This window comes from Alloalcanivorax profundimaris, assembly GCF_015265435.1.
In the GTDB taxonomy this organism is placed as follows: domain Bacteria; phylum Pseudomonadota; class Gammaproteobacteria; order Pseudomonadales; family Alcanivoracaceae; genus Alloalcanivorax; species Alloalcanivorax profundimaris.
Genome location: NZ_JABJWH010000014.1, coordinates 11,339 through 31,464, shown reverse-complemented (window position 1 = coordinate 31,464; position 20,126 = coordinate 11,339). Strand labels below are relative to the sequence as shown.

15 protein-coding genes are annotated in these 20,126 nt (G+C 60.8%); 11 read left to right on the top strand and 4 right to left on the bottom strand.

Annotated elements, in window-relative coordinates; translation table 11 throughout:
* Positions 1–6: 6 nt before the first annotated feature.
* Entirely contained in the window at positions 7–1,989 is a 1,983-nt protein-coding gene (locus tag HMJ39_RS08845) for an O-linked N-acetylglucosamine transferase, SPINDLY family protein (protein WP_194297027.1), read from the bottom strand.
* Positions 1,986–3,344, bottom strand: coding sequence for a GlyGly-CTERM sorting domain-containing protein (locus HMJ39_RS08840; protein ID WP_194297026.1), 1,359 nt, complete (start codon positions 3,342–3,344; stop codon positions 1,986–1,988). Before HMJ39_RS08840 ends, HMJ39_RS08845 begins: the two co-directional genes overlap by 4 nt.
* Positions 3,345–3,589: 245 nt before the next feature.
* On the opposite strand from HMJ39_RS08840, the gene HMJ39_RS08835 reads away from it, so the two are divergent.
* Positions 3,590–4,204, top strand: coding sequence for a hypothetical protein (locus tag HMJ39_RS08835; protein ID WP_194297025.1), 615 nt, complete (start codon positions 3,590–3,592; stop codon positions 4,202–4,204).
* 131 nt (positions 4,205–4,335) lie between these two features.
* On the opposite strand, the gene HMJ39_RS08830 is transcribed toward HMJ39_RS08835, so the two are convergent.
* Positions 4,336–5,709, bottom strand: a complete 1,374-nt coding sequence (locus tag HMJ39_RS08830; RefSeq protein WP_194297024.1) for a hypothetical protein — start codon at positions 5,707–5,709, stop codon at positions 4,336–4,338.
* Positions 5,710–5,863: 154 nt separating this feature from the next.
* Entirely contained in the window at positions 5,864–7,276 is a 1,413-nt protein-coding gene (locus tag HMJ39_RS08825; RefSeq protein WP_194297023.1) for a hypothetical protein, read from the bottom strand.
* A 521-nt stretch (positions 7,277–7,797) separates the two neighbouring features.
* Here HMJ39_RS08825 and rfaH point away from each other — a divergent pair.
* The 10 genes from rfaH to HMJ39_RS08775 all read left to right on the top strand — a co-directional run bounded on the left by rfaH (position 7,798) and on the right by HMJ39_RS08775 (position 20,124).
* Positions 7,798–8,313 (top strand): transcription/translation regulatory transformer protein RfaH, encoded by a 516-nt coding sequence (gene rfaH / locus HMJ39_RS08820; RefSeq protein WP_194297022.1) that lies wholly within the window; start codon positions 7,798–7,800, stop codon positions 8,311–8,313.
* A gap of 142 nt (positions 8,314–8,455) precedes the next feature.
* Positions 8,456–9,793, top strand: coding sequence for a UDP-glucose dehydrogenase family protein (locus HMJ39_RS08815; RefSeq protein WP_194297021.1), 1,338 nt, complete (start codon positions 8,456–8,458; stop codon positions 9,791–9,793).
* A 110-nt stretch (positions 9,794–9,903) separates the two neighbouring features.
* Positions 9,904–11,403 carry a capsule assembly Wzi family protein gene (locus HMJ39_RS08810; protein ID WP_323370872.1) on the top strand — a complete coding sequence of 500 codons (1,500 nt, stop codon included), beginning with the start codon at positions 9,904–9,906 and terminating at the stop codon, positions 11,401–11,403.
* Between the two features lie 23 nt (positions 11,404–11,426).
* A complete protein-coding gene (locus HMJ39_RS08805; RefSeq protein WP_194297020.1) occupies positions 11,427–12,557 on the top strand; it encodes a polysaccharide export protein in 1,131 nt (376 codons plus the stop codon).
* Entirely contained in the window at positions 12,557–12,985 is a 429-nt protein-coding gene (locus HMJ39_RS08800; RefSeq protein WP_194297019.1) for a low molecular weight protein-tyrosine-phosphatase, read from the top strand. Before HMJ39_RS08805 ends, HMJ39_RS08800 begins: the two co-directional genes overlap by 1 nt.
* A 19-nt stretch (positions 12,986–13,004) precedes the next feature.
* Complete coding sequence (locus HMJ39_RS08795) at positions 13,005–15,209, top strand: polysaccharide biosynthesis tyrosine autokinase (protein ID WP_194297018.1); 2,205 nt, start codon at positions 13,005–13,007, stop codon at positions 15,207–15,209.
* Between the two features lie 230 nt (positions 15,210–15,439).
* A complete protein-coding gene (gene wecB, locus HMJ39_RS08790; RefSeq protein WP_194297017.1) occupies positions 15,440–16,567 on the top strand; it encodes a non-hydrolyzing UDP-N-acetylglucosamine 2-epimerase in 1,128 nt (375 codons plus the stop codon).
* Between the two features lie 86 nt (positions 16,568–16,653).
* Positions 16,654–17,931: a UDP-N-acetyl-D-mannosamine dehydrogenase gene (gene wecC, locus HMJ39_RS08785; protein ID WP_194297016.1), complete on the top strand. Its 1,278-nt coding sequence runs from the start codon at positions 16,654–16,656 to the stop codon at positions 17,929–17,931.
* An 86-nt stretch (positions 17,932–18,017) separates the two neighbouring features.
* The gene (locus HMJ39_RS08780; RefSeq protein WP_194297015.1) at positions 18,018–19,256 is read left to right on the top strand and encodes a hypothetical protein; all 1,239 of its coding nucleotides are present in this window, start codon (positions 18,018–18,020) and stop codon (positions 19,254–19,256) included.
* The gene (locus tag HMJ39_RS08775) at positions 19,243–20,124 is read left to right on the top strand and encodes a sulfotransferase domain-containing protein (protein ID WP_194297014.1); all 882 of its coding nucleotides are present in this window, start codon (positions 19,243–19,245) and stop codon (positions 20,122–20,124) included. The genes HMJ39_RS08780 and HMJ39_RS08775 overlap by 14 nt, the downstream gene beginning before the upstream one ends.
* Positions 20,125–20,126 lie beyond the last annotated feature (2 nt).

Sequence of the window (20,126 nt, the reverse complement as noted above, 5' to 3'; positions counted from 1 at the left end):
GCGGCGTTAGACGTCGCCAAGCATGATATCCCAGGCGTTCTGCAGCTCGCCGATGGCGCTGTCATCATGGAAGATCGCACCGTTGTGTTCGCGCAGGGCGTCGCGCCAGTGCTGGCGCAGGGCCGGGTCGGTGGCGACGCCCACGGCCAGCTCGACGTAGTGCTCCGGGTCCCGGGCGATCAGGCCGGTGAGGCCCATGCGGCGGTACAGGCCGCCGGTGAAGGCGCCGCGCAGCAGCGGCGAGGGCAGGGTGATCAGCGGCAGGGCCATGCCCAGGGCGTCGAAGCTGGTATTGGCGCCGCTGTAATGGGGCGGGTCCAGGGCCACGTCCACCACGTCCAGCAAGCCCAGGTAGCGCTCCCGGCTCTGGCGCGGCAGCAGGGTGACGCGCTCCGCCAGGGCGCCCAGGCGCCGTTGCAGGCGCTGGCGCAGGGGCTCGGTCTCGGCGCCTTCCCGGCTGCCGATCAGCAGCACCCGGGCGCGCGGGTCGCGCTCCAGAATGCCCGCCGCCAGCGGGTCGAAGTCCGGGTGGATCTTGCGCGGGTTCTGCGCGCACAGGTACAGGTGCTCGCCGTCCGCCAGGCCGAAGTCGGCCCGCGTCATGGGGCGCTCCGGTGGCGTGGGCGGCTCGGCCCAGGTGAACATGTTGCCGGGCATGGTGAGCAGGGTTTCCCGGTACAGGTCCTGGGCGCCCTCCGGTTCCGCCAGGTCCGAGGACAGGAAGAAATCCATGCCCGGGATGCCGGTGGTCAGCGGCCAGGCCCAGCTGGTGTACTGCAGCGGCGCCGGTCGGAACCAGGGCAGAAAGTAGTTGAACGAGTCCGAGCCCACTTCCCAGTGGTAGAGCAGATCCAGCCGCGCCGCGCGCAGCTGCCCGGCGGCCTGGTCCACCTGGGGGCTGAGCGCCAGCCAGGTGAGGCCGTCGTCGCCCAGGGCGGCGCGGGCGCGGTTCAGGGCCGGGCGGGTCACCGCCACCACGATCTCGAAGCGTTGCCGGTCCAGGCGCGGCAGCACGCCCTGGACACTGCGGATGAAGATGCCTTCGTGGCCGTGGTTGACCACCAAGCCGATGCGGCGCCGGTCACCGCCGGAGCGTGGCGCCGGCGGTTCGATGGCGGGCAGGCGCGGCGCCAGCAGGTCGGCGTGGGCGGTTTTCAGGGCGCGGTCGGCGCGGCCCTGATACATCAGGGTGGGCGGCGGCTCGGCGCCGCTCAGGTGCAGCAGAGCCGGGTCCAGGTGCCCGGGCCGGTCCCGCCAGCGCGCCAGGGTGGCGGCGTAGTCGTCCCGCCAGGTGTCGATGGCGGCGTTGTCGTCGAACACGTCCGGGCACAGCAGGTCCGCGTGCAGGGCGTGCCACCAATGGTCCGGGCGCAGTTCCGCCACGCGGCGGTAGGCGCCGGCGGCCTCGCCCAGGTGTCCCTGGCGTTCCAGGGCCACGCCCAGGTTGAGGTGGGCGTCCGGGTAGTCCGGGCTCAGCGCCAGGGCGTCGCGCAGCGGCGCTTCCGCCTCGGCGGGGCGGCGCAGCAGAATCAGGGCGCTGGCCAGGTTATTGAGGGTGCGCGGTTGGCGCGGCGGCGGCAGGTGCTTGAGAGCGCGCCGGTAGCTGGCCACGGCGTCTTCCTCGCGGCCGGTGTCGAGCAGGGCATTGCCCTGGTTGTACCAGCCGTCGCCGTGGTCCGGCTGGCGGCGCAGCGCCTCCCGGTACACCGCCAGGGCGTCCTCCAGGCGGCCGGCGCCGCGCAGGGCCAGGGCCAGGTTGAAACGCGCCACCGGCAGGTCCGGCAGCCGCGCCACCGCGTTTTCCAGCACCGCCGCCGCCTCGTCGAAGCGGCCCAGCCGGCGCAGGATCTCGCCGTGGTTGATCACCGCCGCCGGCACCTTGGGGTAGCGCGCCGCCAGCGGCACCAGCAGCGCCAGGGCCTCCTCGAGCCGGCCGGCGCCGGCGTGGTCCAGGGCGCGCTTGAGGATCCGTTCCGGGTTCTCGTTCATGGGAGGCAACGATACCGCCGCCTCCCGAACAACACCAGGCCGAGCAGCGCAAGCAAACCGGTGGAACCGCCGCCACCGCCACCGCTACCACCACCGTCGCCGCCATCCCCCGGCGCGTCCTCCACGCTCAGAGTGCGTGCCCGCAGCGTGGAAGGGCCGCCATCCTCCTGGGCGAACCACACCACCGTGGCGGTGCCATCGCCGAGCACCACCTCGGTGTTCAGGGAGTGATCCACCGCTTCCGGAATGGTGGAGGTCGCCACCACCGCCGCGCCGTCGCCCAGGGGCGCGCCATCGCGGAACGCCATCACCCGGCTTTCGCCGCCGTTTTCGTCGGGCAGGGCCTGGCTCCAGCCCACCACCACCAGGCCGTCGCCGTCGGAGGCCAGGGACGGCCCGCCGGTATCCAGGCCGCCGGTTGGCACCGCCAGCGTCTCGCCGGCGGTGCCGTCGGCGGCCCAGTGCCGGCCCTGCATGGTCAGGGTTTTGACATGGTCCGGCCACACCTCCTGGGACCACATCGCCAGGAAGCCGCCGTCCTCATCGGCGGCCAGGGCCGGCTGCGTCTGGTCCAGGCTGAGGCCCGCTTCGCTGCCATCATCCAGGCGGAACGGCTCGGCTTCCAAAGCGGTGCCGTTGAGGTTGAAACGGCGCCCCAGAACCACATCGCCGGCCGACGACACATACGTGGACCAGGCCGCCATCAGGGTGTCGCCTTGCAGCGCCACGGCCGGGGCCCCGTCCTGCGCCTCGCCGAGAACGAAGAAGTCGCCCATCGCCGTGCCGTCCGCGTTGAACGCCCGCGCCCGGTATTCCTGCGCCGCGTCTTCGTTGTACCAGGCCAGCAGGAAGCGGCCGTCCGCGTCCATGGCGACGGCGGGGTGGCATTTGGCGCCGCTGCCGCTATTCACGGACTGCCGCTCGGCGATCACCGAGCCATCCCCGGCGATTCGTGAATAGATCACGCCGCCGCAATCGCCCACCGTGATGCTCCAGGCCGCCACCAGGTCGCCGTCCGCGTCGGCGGCCAGGGCCGGCTCAAGCACGTCGATGGAGGAGACATTGCCGCTGTCCAGCGCCATCACCTCGTCGAGCAGGGCGCCGTCGGCGTCGAAGCGCCCCAGCTTGATGAGGTCCGCGCCGGCGTCGTTGGCCTCCCGCCACAGCACCGCGAAGCGACCACCGGGCAGGGCGGTCACCTCGAAGTCATCAAGCTGGTAGCCCGCCGGCGCGGCGTACAGATCCACCGTTGGAGCGGCGTCGTCGAGCAGCGAGGCGGCGCCCACCGGCGCGCACAGAACGGCGGAGCACACCGCCACGGCCAGCGGCGTGCGCTGGAAAGTCAGGTAAGACACGGAAATTCACCCCCAGAGTAAGGTTGCAAAAACACGCTTACTCTAGAACCGCCCCCGCGCCGGCAGTACCCGACAAATGTCGGGTGCATTGTTACAGGACGTCCTGCGGATACCGCAAGCCATGCTTTGTCGTCCGTGAACGGCGAGTAGGATGATTTGGTCGACGCCGGCTAATCCGGAAGCGCATGCCCGGGCTTTACGCAGGGCCGTGGATGGTTGTCTGTACAGGCGGTCAGGAGCAGATGATGACGATGTATGAGTTTCAGGTGCATTTCGAGTTGCCATTGGAGCAGCCGGATTCCGAACAATGGCTGGATGCTCTCTTCGAAGCCGGATGCGACGATGCGATCGTGGGCTTGGCTCGGCCCGGCTATTTATCGTTGGATTTCAGCCGAGAAGGTGAAGAAGCCATGGTAGTCGTTCAGTCCGCCGTCGGGGATGTACAAACCGCGATCCCGGGGGCGCATCCACAATCCGTCGGCCCTGATCTGCTCAACCTGTCAGGCATCGCCGAGTGGTTATCAGACAATCGCATTGCCATCACGCGACAAGCAATGCGCAAGTATGCGGCGGGGGAGTTGCGCCGCTCTCGTTCACGCTTTCCGGCGCCGAGAGTCTTTGATTCCGTGCCCCTATGGCATGCCCATGATGTTCTGGCATGGATGGAACAGAACGGAAAATTAGTGAAGGCCGATCAAGCGGCGGTGAAAACGATGCTCGATCTTACCGGGGTCAGTAAAGCCATCAATGCAGCCGCGGAATTCCTGAGATTGCGGGCAGGAAATCCGGTGTTGGCGGAGCAGGCCTGGAACATCATGGAAATTCAGACGGCGTTACGGGCTCATTCGGCGGAAGGTTGACGCCCCGGCGGTTGTCATTGGTGGGCGCCGGCGCCGGGGGCAAGAATCCGGCGGTAAGCAGGGGCGGCAGGGCGGTGGTGATATCGCTGCTGCCGCCACTGGCTCGTGTACGGTTCCGGGCCGCGGCGACGCTACCGGCGGGTCCGCCGCCCCGCCATCAGCAACATCAGGCCAAACGTCCCGAGGAAGTTAGCGCCGCCGCCGCCTCCACCACCACCGCCCGCTGCCGGATTCGAAGCGGCCTCCGGCAGCGTCAGCGAGCGTGCCCGGATGCTGTACTCCAGATCGGCGTTTTGCTCGTACCACACGGCGGTGGCGGTGCGGCCGCTAAGCACCACCTCCGTGTTCGGCGAGTAAAAATAATCCCCCTGGGTATAGGACCCGACGGTAACGGCGTCATCGCCCAGGCGTTGACCGTTCTGGAAAGCCGTCACCCGGCTGAATCCATCGGCGTAGTCGAGGCTCGCGGTCCAGCCGGCGAGGATCAAGCCTTGCTCATTGGTGGCCACTGAGGGGGCATATGCATTGCCGCCACTGCCGCCCATATTGTCATCGCTGAACACAACCTCCGCGCGGGCGGTACCATCGGCGGCCCAGCGCTGGCCGTGCTGGCTGTCCACGAACTCACCGTTGAGGCTTCGCGCCTGGTGCCACATGCCCAGGAATCCGCCGGCGGGGTCCTGAACAAGTACCGGTGAGGTTTGAATCACGGCGTGGTCCGGGGCGCCGTTATCCAGGCGGAAATTCGCGTTGCCCAGGGCGGTGCCGTTCTGGTTGTAACGGCGGGCCATTACCGGGTAGTCCGGCTCGACATCCGCGGTCCAGGCCACCGCCAGGGTGTCGTCCCGCAAGGCGAGAGCTAACCCTGGAAAGATGGTGAGCACCGGCGCCACCTCGAAGGAGGGCGCGATGGTGGAGCCGTCGGCATTGAACGTCTGGACCACGTACACCGGAGAGTTCGCGGCTGATTCATGGCGCCAGCCGAACGCGTAGCGACCATCGTCGTCCATTGTGACCCGAACCTGGCAGTCACTTCCGGAGCCGGCATCATGGGACAGGGATTGTGGGCTTGCGATGGTGTCGTCGGCGTCGACGCGAGTGTAGCCCAGTGTGCCGCAGCCGCCATCGTTGAACTCCCAGGCCACGACAAGGTCGCCGTCGTTGTCGGCGGCCACCACCGGGTTGTTTGGACCGCCGCTGGAGGACGGAGAACCGGACAACAGTTCCAGGACGTCGCCCTCGGCGTTGCCGTCGGCGTCAAAGCGAGCAAGCCGCACGTGGTAGAGGCGGGTGTCGCTGTCGTACTCGGACCAGACCAGCGCGAACAGGCCGTCGGGCAGACCGGCCACGTCGAAGCCATTAATGCTGATGGCCTCGCTCGGGACGTACAGCTCCACCATGGGCGAGGCGTCGTCGAGCAAGGAAGCGGCGCCGGCGGGCGTGGACAAAACGGCGGCGCCCACCGCCAGGGCCAGCGGCGTGCGTGGAAACACGGGCAGTGACATAAAAATCCCCCTCAGGATCGCTGTTGTTATGAGCGGGGGATGGTGGCAATAAATTGCACAGGTGGCGGTTAACCGGCGCACGGTTTCACGCGGATAAAAAAAGCGCCGGCGAACCGGCGCTTCGCCCCCCCAAGGGCGTGTTTGGGCCCGGTTGCTACCGGCGCAATCGCCGCCGCAGGGCCAGCAGTGCCAGCCCGGCCAGCGCCAGCGGCCCGCCGGCGCCGCCGAACAGGTGGTCATCGTCGTCGTCGGCACCACCGGAGCCGCCATCCGAGCCGCCATCGGAACCGTCACCGCCGTCCGGCGGGGTCAGGTCCTGGCGCGGTGCCACCCGGGCTTGCAGGGTGTCGCCGCCGTCGTTGTACCAGGCCATGGCCGCCAGATCCTTGCTCAGGGCCACCTTGGGAGTGCCCTCATTGCCGAAGAAGGTTTCGTCCTCGGGCAGCGTTTCCACCAAGGTGGCGCGCTCACCCACCAGGTCGCCGTTGGCGTCGAAGGCGGTGGCCCGCGCCTCGGGCGGGTCGCCGGCGCTCTCGAAGCCCCAGGCGCTCACCAGGGCGCCGTCGTCATCGGCGGCCAGGCTGGGCGCGGTGAGCGCCTGGGACGGACCAGCGGTCCGGTTCACCATCTCCAGGGCCGCGCCGGGGGCGCCGTCCGCGCCCCAATGCCGGGCCTGGACCACAAAGGCCTGGTAGCCCTCCGGCGGGTTGGACAGGTGGTCGAGCCACTGCACCACGAAGCCGCCGTCGCCGGCGTGCACCACGGTCGGGTCGTCTTCCAGGGTGGGCGTATCCGGCACCTCGCCGTTGTCGAGCCGGAAGGCGTCGCCCAGGGCGCTGCCGTTGAGCGCGAAACGCCGCCCCAGAACGCGCACCGCCTGGGCTTCCATGGCACTCCACACCACCATCAGGGTGCCGTCGTCGTTCAGAGCCACGGTGGCGCCGCTGCCGTCGCCGGCGGCGTTACCGTCCCCCAGCGGGGTGCTGGTGGCGTCATAGGTCGCGAACTGCTGGCTCCGGCCATCGCCGGAGTCCGCGGTCCAGGCCAGGGCTACGTCGCCGTCACCGTCCACGTCCATATCGGAAGCGCAAAGCTGCTCGTCGGTGCCCGGCACCTGGATGGGCGTCGCCAGGGTGTCCCCGCTGTCGATGCGCGTGAACCACAGGGTGTTCCGGCAGCTCCGGACGTAGGAGGGGTAGGGCTGTTCATGCCAACTGGCCACCAGGTTGCCCTGGTCGTCGGCGGCCAGCGACGGCAGGCCCATGGATTCGCTGGCGCCGACGGGTTCCTCCCGCACCGTGAGCGGCGCCGCCAGGGCGTTGCCGTTCACGTCGAAGCGCTGCAGGCGCAGCCGGTCCCGGCCGACGCCGGTCTCGGTCCAGAGCACCGCCAAGCGGTCGTCGGGCAGGGCGGCGATGTCGAACCCGCTGATGGCGAAGTCGTCACCGGTGGCGCGAACGGTGAAAGAAGGCGCGGCCTCCTCGAAGAGGGCGGCGGAAGCCGGTGCGGAGAGGGCGGCCCCCACCGCCATGGCGAGGGGCGCGCGCGCAAAAGCGGCGTGTCGCATGGTGAGATCCTTTGTCGTTATGGGTCGTTTTCCTTAGTGACCATTCTCACCGCTTACCCCCACCCCGGGACTACCCCCGAATCAGGGGAGAAACCGGCCCGACGAAAAACCCTCGAAAAAGGAAAAAAGCATTAGATAAAAATCAGAGGATAGGCCGATCCGGAGTTACCCGAAACGGCGGATGCCAAAACCCGGAGGGCTGTGTTTTCATGCTGTGCGCGGCGCTCGGGGCCTGATTCCGTGGCCGCTGACCGGTGCTGCTATGTGATATTGATCACATAAACAAACTGCACTAGGATCAAGGCTTCGTTTACGGGGGGCCGTAAAACAATGCCAACAAAATCGTGTTCAACCGAAAAAGAATTCGCGGCGCATTCGCGTTATTCTTTCACGGTCATTTCACGGTAACGATCCCGGTCGATGATGGCGCCCTGCCATGCAACCGTCCCGGATGGTGAATTGGCATTCAAGGAACCGCCCGGCGAGACGCCGGGGCAGCCACCCAACTATGGAAGTAGGGTATGAATGACACCGCCTGGTATGTGGTGCAGTGCCGCGCCAACCAGAATTTCCGTGCTCAGGAAAACCTGGAGAACCAAGGCTTCACCTGCTTCCAGCCCCGGCTCCGGGTGGAAAAACTCCGCGCCGGCCGCCGCGCCCACCGCACCGAACCGCTGTTTCCCGGTTACCTGTTCATCCGCTTCGAGGAATACGGCCCCAGCTGGCACACCGTGCGCTCCACGCGCGGCGTCAACAAGCTGGTGGCGTTCGGCGAGCGGCCGGCGCGGGTGCCGGCGAGCGTGGTGGAGGCCCTGATGCAAAGCAGCCGGGCCCGGGAGCAGGGCGAGGACGCCGAGCCGGCGATCCGCCGCGGCGACCGGCTGCGCATCGAACGCGGACCCTTCGCCAACCTGGAAGCCACCTTCCACGGTTACAAAGGCGAGGAAAGGGCCATCGTGCTGCTGGACATGCTGCACAAGCAGCACCGCCTCACCCTGGCCCTTAAGGACGTGCGCCCCCTGGCCGCGCAAGCCTGACAACCGGCGCGGCCCCGCGCCGCGCCTCCGGTAAGCGGTACCGTTCACGGGGAACAGACGGCCAACCCTGGGGCGGTAGCGTGCCCGAACGCCGGCGGGCTGGTATGCTCTCGCGCTTGAGTCGCTTTGGGGAACGTACGGAATGCGCATTACCGTCTTCGGCACCGGCTATGTGGGCCTGGTCACCGGCACCTGCCTGGCGGACGCCGGCCACGATGTCCTCTGCGTGGACGTGGACCCGGCCAAGGTGGAGGCCCTCAACCAGGGCCAGGTGCCGATCTACGAGCCGGGTTTGGCGCCCATGGTGGCCCGTAACCGCCAGGAAGGCCGCCTGAGCTTCACCACCGACGCCGAAGCCGGCGTCGCCTTCGGCACCCTGCAGTTCATCGCCGTGGGCACGCCCCCGGACGAGGACGGCTCCGCGGACCTGCGCTACGTGCTCGCCGTGGCCGCCACCATCGGCCGCCACCTGGACGACTACAAGCTGGTGATCAACAAATCCACCGTGCCCGTGGGCACCGTGGACAAGGTGCGCGCCGCCATCGCCGCCGAGCTGCAACAACGGGGCCGGGACATCGAATTCGACGTCTGCTCCAACCCGGAATTCCTCAAGGAAGGCGCCGCCATCGAGGATTTCACCCGGGGCGCCCGCATCGTGGTGGGCACCGAGTCCGGCCGCGTGCGCGAGCTCATGCGCGAATGCTACGGCCCCTACAACTGGAACCACGACAAGCTGATCTTCATGGACCCGCGCTCCGCGGAGCTCACCAAGTACGCCGCCAACGCCATGCTGGCCACCAAAATCAGCTTCATGAACGAGATGGCCAACCTGGCCGAGCGGCTCGACGCGGACATCGAGCATGTGCGCCTGGGCATCGGCTCCGACCCGCGCATCGGCTACCATTTTATCTACCCGGGCTGCGGCTACGGCGGCTCCTGCTTCCCCAAGGACGTGCAGGCCCTGGCCCGCACCGCCCGGGACGTGGGCTACGATGCCCACATCCTGGCCGCCGTGGACGCGGTCAACCAGCGCCAGAAAGCGAGCCTGTTCGATAAGCTGGCCGCCGCCTTCGACGGCGACCTGGCCGGTCGCACCGTGGCCGTGTGGGGCCTGGCCTTCAAGCCCAACACCGACGACATGCGCGAAGCCCCCAGCCGGGTGCTTATGGAAGCGGTCTGGGCCGCCGGCGGGAAAATCCGCGCCTACGACCCGGAGGCGAGCCGCGAATGCCGCCGGCTCTACGGCGACCGCCCAGACCTGGAAGTGGTGGCACATCGCCATGATGCCCTGGAAGGCGCGGACGCCCTGGTGATCTGCACCGAATGGAAGGAATTCCGGGTGGCGGACTTCGCCACCATCAAGAAATTGCTTATCACGCCGATACTGGTGGACGGACGCAACCTGTACGAGCCCAAGGCGGCCCGCCAGGCCGGCTTGCTCTACTACGCCATCGGTCGCGGCGAGCGCACCTACGCATAGGTATGTCGCAATTCCGTAACCGGCATGTAAAATGCGTCGTTTTGCAGTACTCGAATCGCTAAATTGAAGCGGTTCGCCCAAGGACTTTAAAAAACCGAACAGGAAGCTCAGTGCCGACTCCCCCCACGACATTGAAGCGCCTGGCCCTGGTCACCCTTCTGTGCGCCGCCGGCAGTGCCGCCGCCGCGCCTTGGGTCGAGACCGGCGACCTGCGTGCCCGCCATCACATCGAGGCGCTCTCCGCCCTGGGCTGCTTCGAGGGCCTCACGCTCACCTGGCCGGTGAACTGGTCCGCCGTGGCCCGGGGCCTCAACGGCGCCAGTGAAGCCTGCCAGGCCACGGACCACGCCGCCTGGCTGCGCGCCCGGCTGGACCGCGCCAAGAACCAGGGCCGCACCGCCACGGTGAGCCTGGGTGGCGCCAACGAGGAGCCCCTGTTCCGCCACTACGGCGAGCAGCCCCGGGGCGAAGCCGACGCCGCCGCGGCGGTGAGCGTCACCGGCCGGCGCTTCGCCGCCCGGGTTCGCGCCCAGTACGTGCACAACAACCGCGAAGACCGGGAAGCCCGCCTGGACGGCAGCTACGTGGCCGGCCGCTTCGGCAACTGGCAGCTCGGCGCCGGCGCCATCGACCGCTGGTGGGGCCCCGGCTGGCAAAGCTCCCTGGCCTGGTCCAACAACGCCCGCCCGGTGGCCGGCGCCTGGTTCGCCCGGCAAACCCCCTACGCGCCGGAGTCCCGCTGGCTGTCCTGGATCGGCCCCTGGGACCTGCAAGGCTTCGTCGGCCAGCTGGAACAGGACCGCGCCGTGCCCGACACCAAGCTGGTGGGCGGCCGCTTTACCTTCCGCCCGGCGGGCTTCCTGCAGATCGGCCTGACCCGGCTGTTCCAATGGGGTGGCGAGGGCCGCCCGGACGGCTGGGACTCGTTCAGCGACGCCCTGATCGGCAAGGACAACGGCCAGACCACCGGCTTCGCCGATGGCCAGGACCCCAGCAACCAGGTGGCCGGCCTGGATTTCCGCGCCAGCTTCCCGGTGTTCGGCGTGCCCACTGGCCTGTATGGTCAGGCCATGGGCGAGGACGAAGCCGGCGGCCTGCCGTCCAAGTTCTCCACCCAACTCGGCGTGGACGTGCTCACCGGCCTGGGGGAGGGCAGCCAGCGCTTCTTCCTGGAAGGCAGCGACACCGTGGCCGGCCGCACCTTCAGCGACGCCCGCTACAACACCGCCTATGAACACGGCACCTACAAAAGCGGCTTCCGCTATTACGGCCGCAACCTGGCCACCACCTACGAAGGCGACGCCCGCACCCTGACCCTGGGCGGCCAGCAGTTCTTCCGCAACGGCGTGGTGCTCACCGGCTCCGTCACCGCGGCCACCCTGAACGCCAAGGGCGGCAAGCGAACGGAAATCGCCGACGGCGGCGCCGAGATCCTGCAGGCCAGCGACGAACAGGACGTGGTGGTCACCGAGCTGCGCCTGGAACACGGTTTGCTGGGGGGCCGCATGAGCTGGTCCGTGGCCGCCTCCGACGACACCATCGATACCTTCGACGGTGAACGAGAACAAGTGACCGCCATGGCGCGGTGGCAACGCACCTTCGCCTGGTAACCAACAGAGTCAGTTCCCGATCTATGAAAACAATCAAACTGCCCATTGCCCTCGCCGGGCTCATTGCCCTCACCGGCTGCGCCTTCGCCCCGGGGCCTCACTATTCCAACTCCCCGGGCTGGTTCAGCGAGGATGAAGGCGCCGACGCGGCGGCCCTGCCGGACGTGGTGGAAGTGCACCAGATCAGCACCGCGGTGCTCACCAACCCCCAGCAGCGCACCCTGGCCAACCCGGACCCCAGCCTGATGCAGGAGCCGGCCAACTACGACTACGAAGTGGGCCCCGGTGACGTACTGCAGATCACCATCTGGGACCATCCGGAGCTGACCATCCCCGCCGGCTCCATGCGCAGCGCCCAGGAAGCCGGCAACTGGGTGCACAACGACGGCACCATCTTTTACCCCTACGTGGGCAAGATCCACGTGGCGGGCATGCGCGTCACCGAGATCCGCGACGTAATCGCCGACCGCATCGCCGAATACATCGAGAATCCCCAGGTGGACGTCTCCGTGGCCGCCTTCCGCAGCCAGCGCCTGTACGTCACCGGCGCGGTCACCCAGCCGGGCGCCTTCCCGGTGACCAATGTGCCCACCCGGCTGCTGGACGCGGTGAACGCCGCCGGCGGCCTCAGTGAGCAGGCCAACTGGAGCAACGTCACCCTGAGCCGGGACGGCAAGGAATACACTCTGAGCCTGCGCGCCATCTACGAAAGCGGCGACAAGAGCCAGAACGTGCTGCTCAAGCCCGGCGACGTGGTGCACGTGGCCCGCAACGACGACAACAAGGTGTTCGTGCTGGGTGAGGTGATGGAGCCGCAGCCCATCCCCATGACCCGCACCGGCCTGAGCCTGGCCGAGGCGCTCTCCGCCAGCGGCGGCTTCATGAAGCAAACCGCCGATGCCTCCGGCATCTTCGTGATGCGCCGGGCGCCGGAGGGCAGCGAGCACCTGATCGACGTCTACCAGCTGAATGCCAAGAACGCCACGGCGCTGGTGCTGGCGGACAACTTCCCGCTCGAACAACGGGACATCGTCTACGTCACCACCGCGCCCATCGCGCGCTGGAACCGCGTGATCCAGAATCTGCTGCCCACCACCCAGGCCATCTTCTTCGCGGCCCGGGCGGACAGCGAACTGGAAGAGACCGGCCTCTGATGTTTGAACGGATCCTGGTGGTCTGCGACGGCAACATCTGCCGCAGCCCCACCGTGGCGGCCATGCTTCAGGCCGCCCGGCCGGAAAAGACCGTGGCATCCGCCGGCCTGGTGGGCCTGGAAGGCCACGACATGGACGCCACCGCCCGGGAGGTGGCCCAGGCCAACGGCTTGACGTGCCCACCCCACAAGGCGCGCAAGCTGGAGAGCCTGCACTGCCGTGAAGCGGAGCTGATCCTGGTGATGGAAGCCCGCCAACGGGACCGCATCATCCAGCGGTTCCCGGAAGCCAGCGGTAAAACCTTCCTGCTCAGCCATTGGAACGGCGGGCAGGACATTCCCGACCCCTACCGACGGGGCAGGGAAGTGTTCGAGCGGATTTACCCGATGATGAGCCAGGCCGTGGAAGGCTGGCTGCGGAAAGTATAATGATGAGGAAAAGCAGGGTATGAGTGACCAGCAAGGCACTAATAAGCGGTTCAATGTAACGGATGACGAGATTGATCTGCAGCGTCTTTGGGCCCTGTTGGTGGACAATGTTTGGCTGATTTTCGGAACGACTTTGCTGGCTCTGCTCCTGGGGCTTGGCTATGCCTTTATGGCGACTCCTATTTATAAGTCGGATGCCCTGCTCCAGGTCGAAAAGAAGCAATCTGGTCTGCCTGGTTTTGAAGAACTGAGCGAGATGTTCGCGGAGGAGTCGTCCTCCGACGCGGAAATTCAGATCATCCGCTCCCGCTTGGTCCTGGGCCAGGTCGTCGATCAGTTCAATATGACGATTAGTGTTGAGCCAGACCGCCTGCCGTTAGTCGGGCGGTTTGGTGCACCTGACCCCGCTCCTGAGTTTGCACCACGCCCTCTATTCGCCGGATACCGCGACAGTGAAACCTTCGTCACCGTCGAAAGCTTCACCGTGCCCGAAAAATGGCAGGGGGAGGCGTTTACCCTGAAAGCGGCGGAGAACGGCGACGCCGCTCTTTTTTATGAAGGGGCGCTGATCGCAAAAGGTAACCCCTCGGAGCCTTTGGTCAGTGAAGACGGTCGAGTTCGCCTTTCTCTTGCTGAATGGCAACCCGGCGAAGAAGCTCTCGTATTGATCCGTCAAGATAGACTGACGGCCATTAATAACCTGCGGGCTCGTTTAAGTGTCAGCGAGCAAGGCCGGGACACTGGCATCATTAGTATGAGCCTGACCGGGCCAAGACCACAGCGGATCCTCGAAGTATTGGACGCCGTTGCCCAGACATACCAAACCCAAAACATCCAGCGCAACGCCGCGGAAGCGGAAAAGAGCCTCGATTTTCTTGACGAGCAGCTTCCGGAGATCAAGGAAAAGCTGACCAGTGCCGAAGAGCAGCTCAATAAGTATCGCCTGAAAAGTGAATCCGTGGACCTGAGTCTTGAAACGCAGTCTGTCCTGGAGCGGCTGGTAGGTATTGAGGCTAAGCTCAACGAATTAAAGATCAAGGAAAGCGAGATTTCCGCACGCTTCACCCAATCGCACCCAGCCTATCGGACGCTACTCCAACAGCGCCAGTCTCTCTTGCAGGAAAAAGAGCAGATCGAGTCGCAGATCAAGAATCTGCCGGAGACACAGCAGGAAGTGCTTCGCATGATGCGCGATGTCGAGGTGAATCAGCAGATCTACGTGGGCCTCCTCAATAAGGTTCAGGAGCTGCGTATCATGAAAGCCAGTACGGTAGGGAATGTGCGCATCATTGATGAGGCGCTGGTCCAACCCGATCCGGTAAAGCCCAGAACAGGCCTTTTGGCGGCTCTCTCTGCGTTGCTGGGTTTGATGGGGGCGGTGGGCTATGTGCTACTGCATGCAGCCCTGCATCGAGGTATCCAAAGTCCCGATCAATTGGAAGAGCAGGGTATCCCGGTATACGCTGCGGTGCCGCTTTCCGAGCATCAACAGAAGCTTGATCGCCTGGTGGCCTTGATGCGCCGCCGCCGTCGCGGCCGTCATGAGGCCATTCCCTTACTGGCTCAAGATGATCCGGCAGACCTGGCGGTGGAGGCCCTGAGAAGTCTGCGGACCAGTCTGCACTTCGCCATGCTGGAAGCAGAAAACAAAGTCATGATGATCTCTGGCCCAAGCCCGGAGGTCGGTAAATCCTTTATCAGCGCCAATCTCGCCGCTGTGCTGGCTCAGGTTGGACAGAAGGTTATCGTGGTGGATGCGGACATGCGCAAGGGCCACCTGCACCGCTACTTCGAGAACCAGAATGACAAAGGCCTCTCGGACTGGCTCGCCGACCAAGCGCAGGAGAGCGAAATCATCCACGATACCAAGGTGGAGAACCTGCACTTCATCCCGCGCGGGCAGGTGCCACCGAACCCGGCGGAACTGCTTATGCACCCTCGCTTCAAGCAGCTTATGGAGCGCCTTTCCGAGCAATACGACCTGGTGCTGGTGGATACGCCACCGATCCTGGCGGTGACCGACGCCGCCATCATCGGCCAACTGGCCGGCACCAGTCTGATCGTGACCCGCTACGGCCAGAACTCGGTGAAAGAAGTGGATGTTACCTTCAACCGCTTCGAGCAGAACAAGGTGGAGATCAAAGGTGCAATCTTGAACTGCATTGAACGGCGTGCCAGTAACGAATACGGTTACTATAACTACAAATACGAAAGTACTAACTAGGATCAAGCCACCCGCGTGAATCAGCGCGCCGGGTGGCACCTCGCTAAAGACCTGCCCGCTAGCATACGCGCAAAACCAATATCTACATATTGCGTCGACATCTTTTCACCGCGCTGACCCTCGTAGGAGTGGCTTTAGCCGCGAAAAGAATTTCTATTCTCCGATCAAATTCTCGTATACACAGCGTGGCCATTCAGTCGCGCCCAAAATCTGAATAGCGGCAAGGACCCATGACTAAAAAAGTACTGAGCATTTTCGGAACACGCCCTGAGGCGATCAAGATGGCCCCCGTGGTCAAGCAACTCGATACCGATCCCCGTTTCGAAAGCCGCCTTTGCGTGACAGCCCAGCATAGGGAAATGTTGGATCAAGTTTTGAGACTTTTCGGGCTAACGCCGCATCACGATCTAAATATAATGGCCCCGGGCCAGGATCTCTACGATATTACCTCCCGTATCCTCCTAGGCCTGAGAGGTATTCTTCAGGATGAAAAGCCGGATATGGTCCTAGTGCACGGTGACACCACCACAACCGTGGCTGCCTCGTTGGCCGCGTTCTATCAGAAAATCCCTATAGGCCATGTGGAGGCGGGGCTACGGACAGGAAATCTCTTATCCCCTTGGCCGGAGGAAGCCAATCGTAAGTTGACTGGAAATCTGGCGCGGCTCCACTTCGCGCCTACCAATACGGCGCGTCAGGCCTTACTAGGGGAGGGCATCAGCGAAGATGCCGTAAAAGTGACCGGCAATACGGTTATTGATGCCCTTCTATGGGTGAAAGAAAAAATCGAAAGTGACGATGGACTATGTGCGGATCTGAAGGAGCAACTGCCTTACGGTCTGGAGCGCCATCTCATTTTAATAACTGGCCACCGGCGAGAAAGTTTCGGCGGGGGGTTTGAGCGGATTTGCCAAGCTATCGCTAAGTTGGCAGAAGTGCACAAGGATAAAGAATTCGTATATCCGGTACATCTAAACCCGAACGTGCAGGAACCGGTCAATCGATTTCTGAAAAGCTTCAGTAACGTACATTTGGTTCCACCGCAAGATTATCTGCCCTTTGTGTGGTTAATGATGAATGCACGGCTGATTCTTACTGATTCTGGCGGCATTCAAGAAGAAGCTCCCTCCTTAGGTAAACCTGTTCTTGTAATGCGGGACACTACTGAGCGGCCTGATGCTGTCTCTGCGGGTACCGTTAAAATTATAGGAACCAAAAGCGACCGTATTTTCAATGAAACGCACCGTTTACTGACTGAACATGGCGTTTGGGAAGAGATGAGCAGGGCGCATAATCCATATGGAGACGGCACAGCCTCCGAACAAATTGCCGACCATATTGCTAAGTCTCTCTTATGAGTAGTGAAGGTCAGTCCTTATAGCTAACAGACTTTCTGTCTGCGGACATTGATAGAAGCAATATTGCCACTAAAGCAGGGAATCATATGAGATTTGATACGATCTGTGTAGTCGGACTGGGATATATCGGATTGCCTACGGCTGCAATGTTTGCCTCTCGTCGTAAGAAGGTGATAGGCGTGGATATCAATCAGGATGCCGTAGAAACTATTAATCGCGGCGAGATTCATATTGATGAGCCGGAATTAGATATTACGGTGCGGGCAGCTGTAAGAGAAGGTTATTTGCTGGCCACTACACGTCCGGAACCGGCACAAGCTTTTCTTGTGGCAGTGCCTACGCCTTTTAAAAAAGGACAAAAAGAAGGTGAAATACCGACTCCTGACTTAAGCTATATAAAATCGGCTGCTGATTCTATTGCACCAGTTCTAGAAAAAGGGAATCTTGTCATCTTAGAATCGACTTCGCCGGTAGGAGCGACGGAGATTCTGGCGAACTGGTTAAAGCAAGCGAGACCTGACCTGACATTCCCACAATGTGTCGGTGAGGATGCCGACATTAATCTGGCACATTGTCCGGAACGTGTACTTCCCGGACGTATTATGCATGAGTTAGTGGAAAATGACAGAATTGTTGGTGGGATGACTTCGAGATGCAGCGCGGCTGCGTGCAATCTCTACAAAACATTTGTAAGAGGCGACTTTCTTATAACTGATGCAAAAACAGCTGAGATGGCAAAGCTGACTGAGAATGCGTTTAGGGATGTAAATATTGCATTTGCCAATGAACTGTCAATGATCTGCGATAGATCTGGCATTGATGTTTGGGAATTGATCTCGATGGCGAACAGACACCCAAGAGTGAATATTCTGCAGCCAGGCCCCGGCGTTGGAGGGCATTGTATTGCAGTAGACCCATGGTTTATAGCCTCTAATAACCCTGACCAAAGCAATCTCATAACGGCAGCTCGTCGTGTTAATTCCTCGAAGCCCGCTTGGGTCGTAAAAAAAATCATGGAGATGGTCGATAAGATTAGCGCGGGAGCAGCCAAAAAGAGCGATATCAATATTTTGTGTCTAGGCGCTACATATAAAGCGGATGTGGGCGATATGAGAGAAAGCCCCTCATTGGAGATCATTAATAATTTGGCTGCGATTCATGAAGGAAGTCTGTATGTATGTGATCCTCATGCTAAGATTGATGGTTCCAACATCGAAGGTCATCTAGTTGATATAGAAGAAGGGTTGAGTCAAGCAGATATTGTAGTTGTTCTTGTGGCCCATAAAGAATTTCGTGATTTGGATTTTAATGGTAAACAGGTTCTCGATGTTGCAGGTATGCTGCAATCCATAAAGAAAGAGTAGGAACCAACGTGTTTGTTAGTAGCGCTATACTGTCTCTAAGTCTCATTTTGATGCTTTTTTCCTGCTATATATTTTATAGGAAAAGCATGTATGGCTACGCTTGTTTTACGTACTTTGGCGTCTTGTTCGGGATACTGTATATCTTTGTGCCGTTGATTAGCAATATCGGTGGCTATGCCTACACAATAAGGTGGGGCTATGATCATGTCATAACGAATGATGACGTCTATTTTCTATATTCGATGTATGTTCTGCTTCTTTCCCTTTCATTCTTTGCCCTTTCCCTTTTTTGGAGAAAAAAGGAGAGAGTTAAAAAAACCTTGGTTACTGGATATAAAGAGCAGCGCCTACATTATGCTTTGGGCGTAGGCGTTCTGGCTGGTGGAGCGGTTTATATCTTCGGAACTGGAATGTCAATAAAAGATCTTGCTTCCGCAGCAAGATTCGCATGGTTTGCCGAAGGAACTGTAGATAGTTTTTATCTAAATGTTGGATTATACCTTTTTTCATTGGTTGCGCCTTATGCATACTATGACTATAAAAGGGGCTTTCCAAACAAGGTGCTTTCTATTTTAGTGTACGCCACTATCCTCGCATTGATTTCAGTGTCAGGCGGTAGAAAATGGGTCTTGTTTCTCATGTCTGGTTTTTTGGCTGGGCACTACGATATGAAAGGCAAGATCGTGGTGACAAAAAAGACATTGGCTATTCTACTTTTGTGCTTTGCATTTTTGTATGCATGGCAATACGGTAGAAATATGAGTGTCGAAGAAAGTGAAAATTTTCTGGCTACTTTATATGAGCGTTCATCGGAAAATTCTGAACTTTTTAGGCGTGGGGATACGACCTACTTCTATAGGGCATCGCTTGAAGCTATAAAGCTTAACGATCAAGAAGATATCTTGTATCCACTTGCTGTTATCCGGCGTATCATTTTCTTACCAATTCCCGAGTCTATTTCATACGGCTTAAAACCTGAAGGTATACCCGCAATGTTTGCTAAAGATATCGGGGCTTCGAATGAGGCTCGAGCGGGTAACATGCCCCCCGGAATAATCGGCTTATTTGCGCTCAGTTTTGGCGCTATACCTGGAATCTTGTTTTTCCCATTTTTTGTTATTCTCGGTTTATACATCGCTAACGTCTACATAAAAAAATCCTCGTCATACGCCAGATCGGTATTTTTTTCCTACTTCATCGTTACCAGCGTGTTGGTTCTGAGAGGCTCTGTCGGCGGTATTTATTTTATGGTATTCGGGCTTCTTTTCTCAGCTATGGTCGTGGGGCCATTAAAATCATTTGGAGGCGTTAATGAGAAAGCCTGATTTTTTAATAGTAGGGGGAGCGAAAAGTGGTACGACCTCGCTATCGAGGTACCTCAATGCGCACCCAAAAATCCGAGTCGTTTCGGAAGGGCTTGAGTTTTTTGGCGAATATGAAAACGCAGGCCTCCAAATCGAATCTCAAGATCGGTACTTAAGCCTATTTAATAATATCCCGTCAAATATTATAGCAGGTGAGAAATCTGTCTCCTATCTGTATTCACGTGAAGCACCTGGACAGATTTATAAAATGAACCCCGATATGAAAATAATTATAATACTTAGGAATCCAATATTTAGAGCCTACTCTGATTATTGGCACAGGGTGAGGGAGGGTACGGAGGAACTTTCTTTCGATGAAGCTCTGGTAAAAGAGCGAGAGAGAATACAATGTGGAGCTAGATTTGAGCTACATTACGCGAACTACGGCCTATACTATGAAAAGGTTAAAAATTATATAGATATTTTTGGGCAAAAAAACGTTTTAGTTTTAACTTATGACGACCTTAAAAGTGATCCTGAAAGAGTTTGCGGTGAGTGTTTTGACTTTTTTGGATTGGAAAAGCCCAGCTCGGGTGCCGACTTTATAGTTCACAATAAAGGCGGAATGAATAATAATGAGTTTTATAGAAAATTACTAAAGCTGGCTGGAAATAAGATGGTGAAAAGGCTGGTTAGAATTTTTGTTCCATTTGGTATAAAAAGAAAAATAACTATTGGAATTATGAATAAATACCAAGAGAATGAGTATCCTCCTATTAGTGATCAGCAATTCAATAATCTAAAGGTTTTTTACCGTAATGATTTAGAGCGACTGTCAGAGCTCTTAGGTAGAGATTTGACGTCTTGGTTGGATAGGTCATCGGAGTAACG

Coding starts and splice junctions, on each gene's coding strand:
- HMJ39_RS08845 (WP_194297027.1), bottom strand. CDS start 1,989: ATGAACGAGAACCCGGAACGGATCCTCAAGCGCGCCCTGGACCACGCC.
- HMJ39_RS08835 (WP_194297025.1), top strand. CDS start 3,590: ATGACGATGTATGAGTTTCAGGTGCATTTCGAGTTGCCATTGGAGCAG.
- HMJ39_RS08830 (WP_194297024.1), bottom strand. CDS start 5,709: ATGTCACTGCCCGTGTTTCCACGCACGCCGCTGGCCCTGGCGGTGGGC.
- HMJ39_RS08825 (WP_194297023.1), bottom strand. CDS start 7,276: ATGCGACACGCCGCTTTTGCGCGCGCGCCCCTCGCCATGGCGGTGGGG.
- rfaH (WP_194297022.1), top strand. CDS start 7,798: ATGAATGACACCGCCTGGTATGTGGTGCAGTGCCGCGCCAACCAGAAT.
- HMJ39_RS08815 (WP_194297021.1), top strand. CDS start 8,456: ATGCGCATTACCGTCTTCGGCACCGGCTATGTGGGCCTGGTCACCGGC.
- HMJ39_RS08805 (WP_194297020.1), top strand. CDS start 11,427: ATGAAAACAATCAAACTGCCCATTGCCCTCGCCGGGCTCATTGCCCTC.
- HMJ39_RS08800 (WP_194297019.1), top strand. CDS start 12,557: ATGTTTGAACGGATCCTGGTGGTCTGCGACGGCAACATCTGCCGCAGC.
- HMJ39_RS08795 (WP_194297018.1), top strand. CDS start 13,005: ATGAGTGACCAGCAAGGCACTAATAAGCGGTTCAATGTAACGGATGAC.
- wecB (WP_194297017.1), top strand. CDS start 15,440: ATGACTAAAAAAGTACTGAGCATTTTCGGAACACGCCCTGAGGCGATC.
- wecC (WP_194297016.1), top strand. CDS start 16,654: ATGAGATTTGATACGATCTGTGTAGTCGGACTGGGATATATCGGATTG.
- HMJ39_RS08780 (WP_194297015.1), top strand. CDS start 18,018: ATGTATGGCTACGCTTGTTTTACGTACTTTGGCGTCTTGTTCGGGATA.
- HMJ39_RS08775 (WP_194297014.1), top strand. CDS start 19,243: ATGAGAAAGCCTGATTTTTTAATAGTAGGGGGAGCGAAAAGTGGTACG.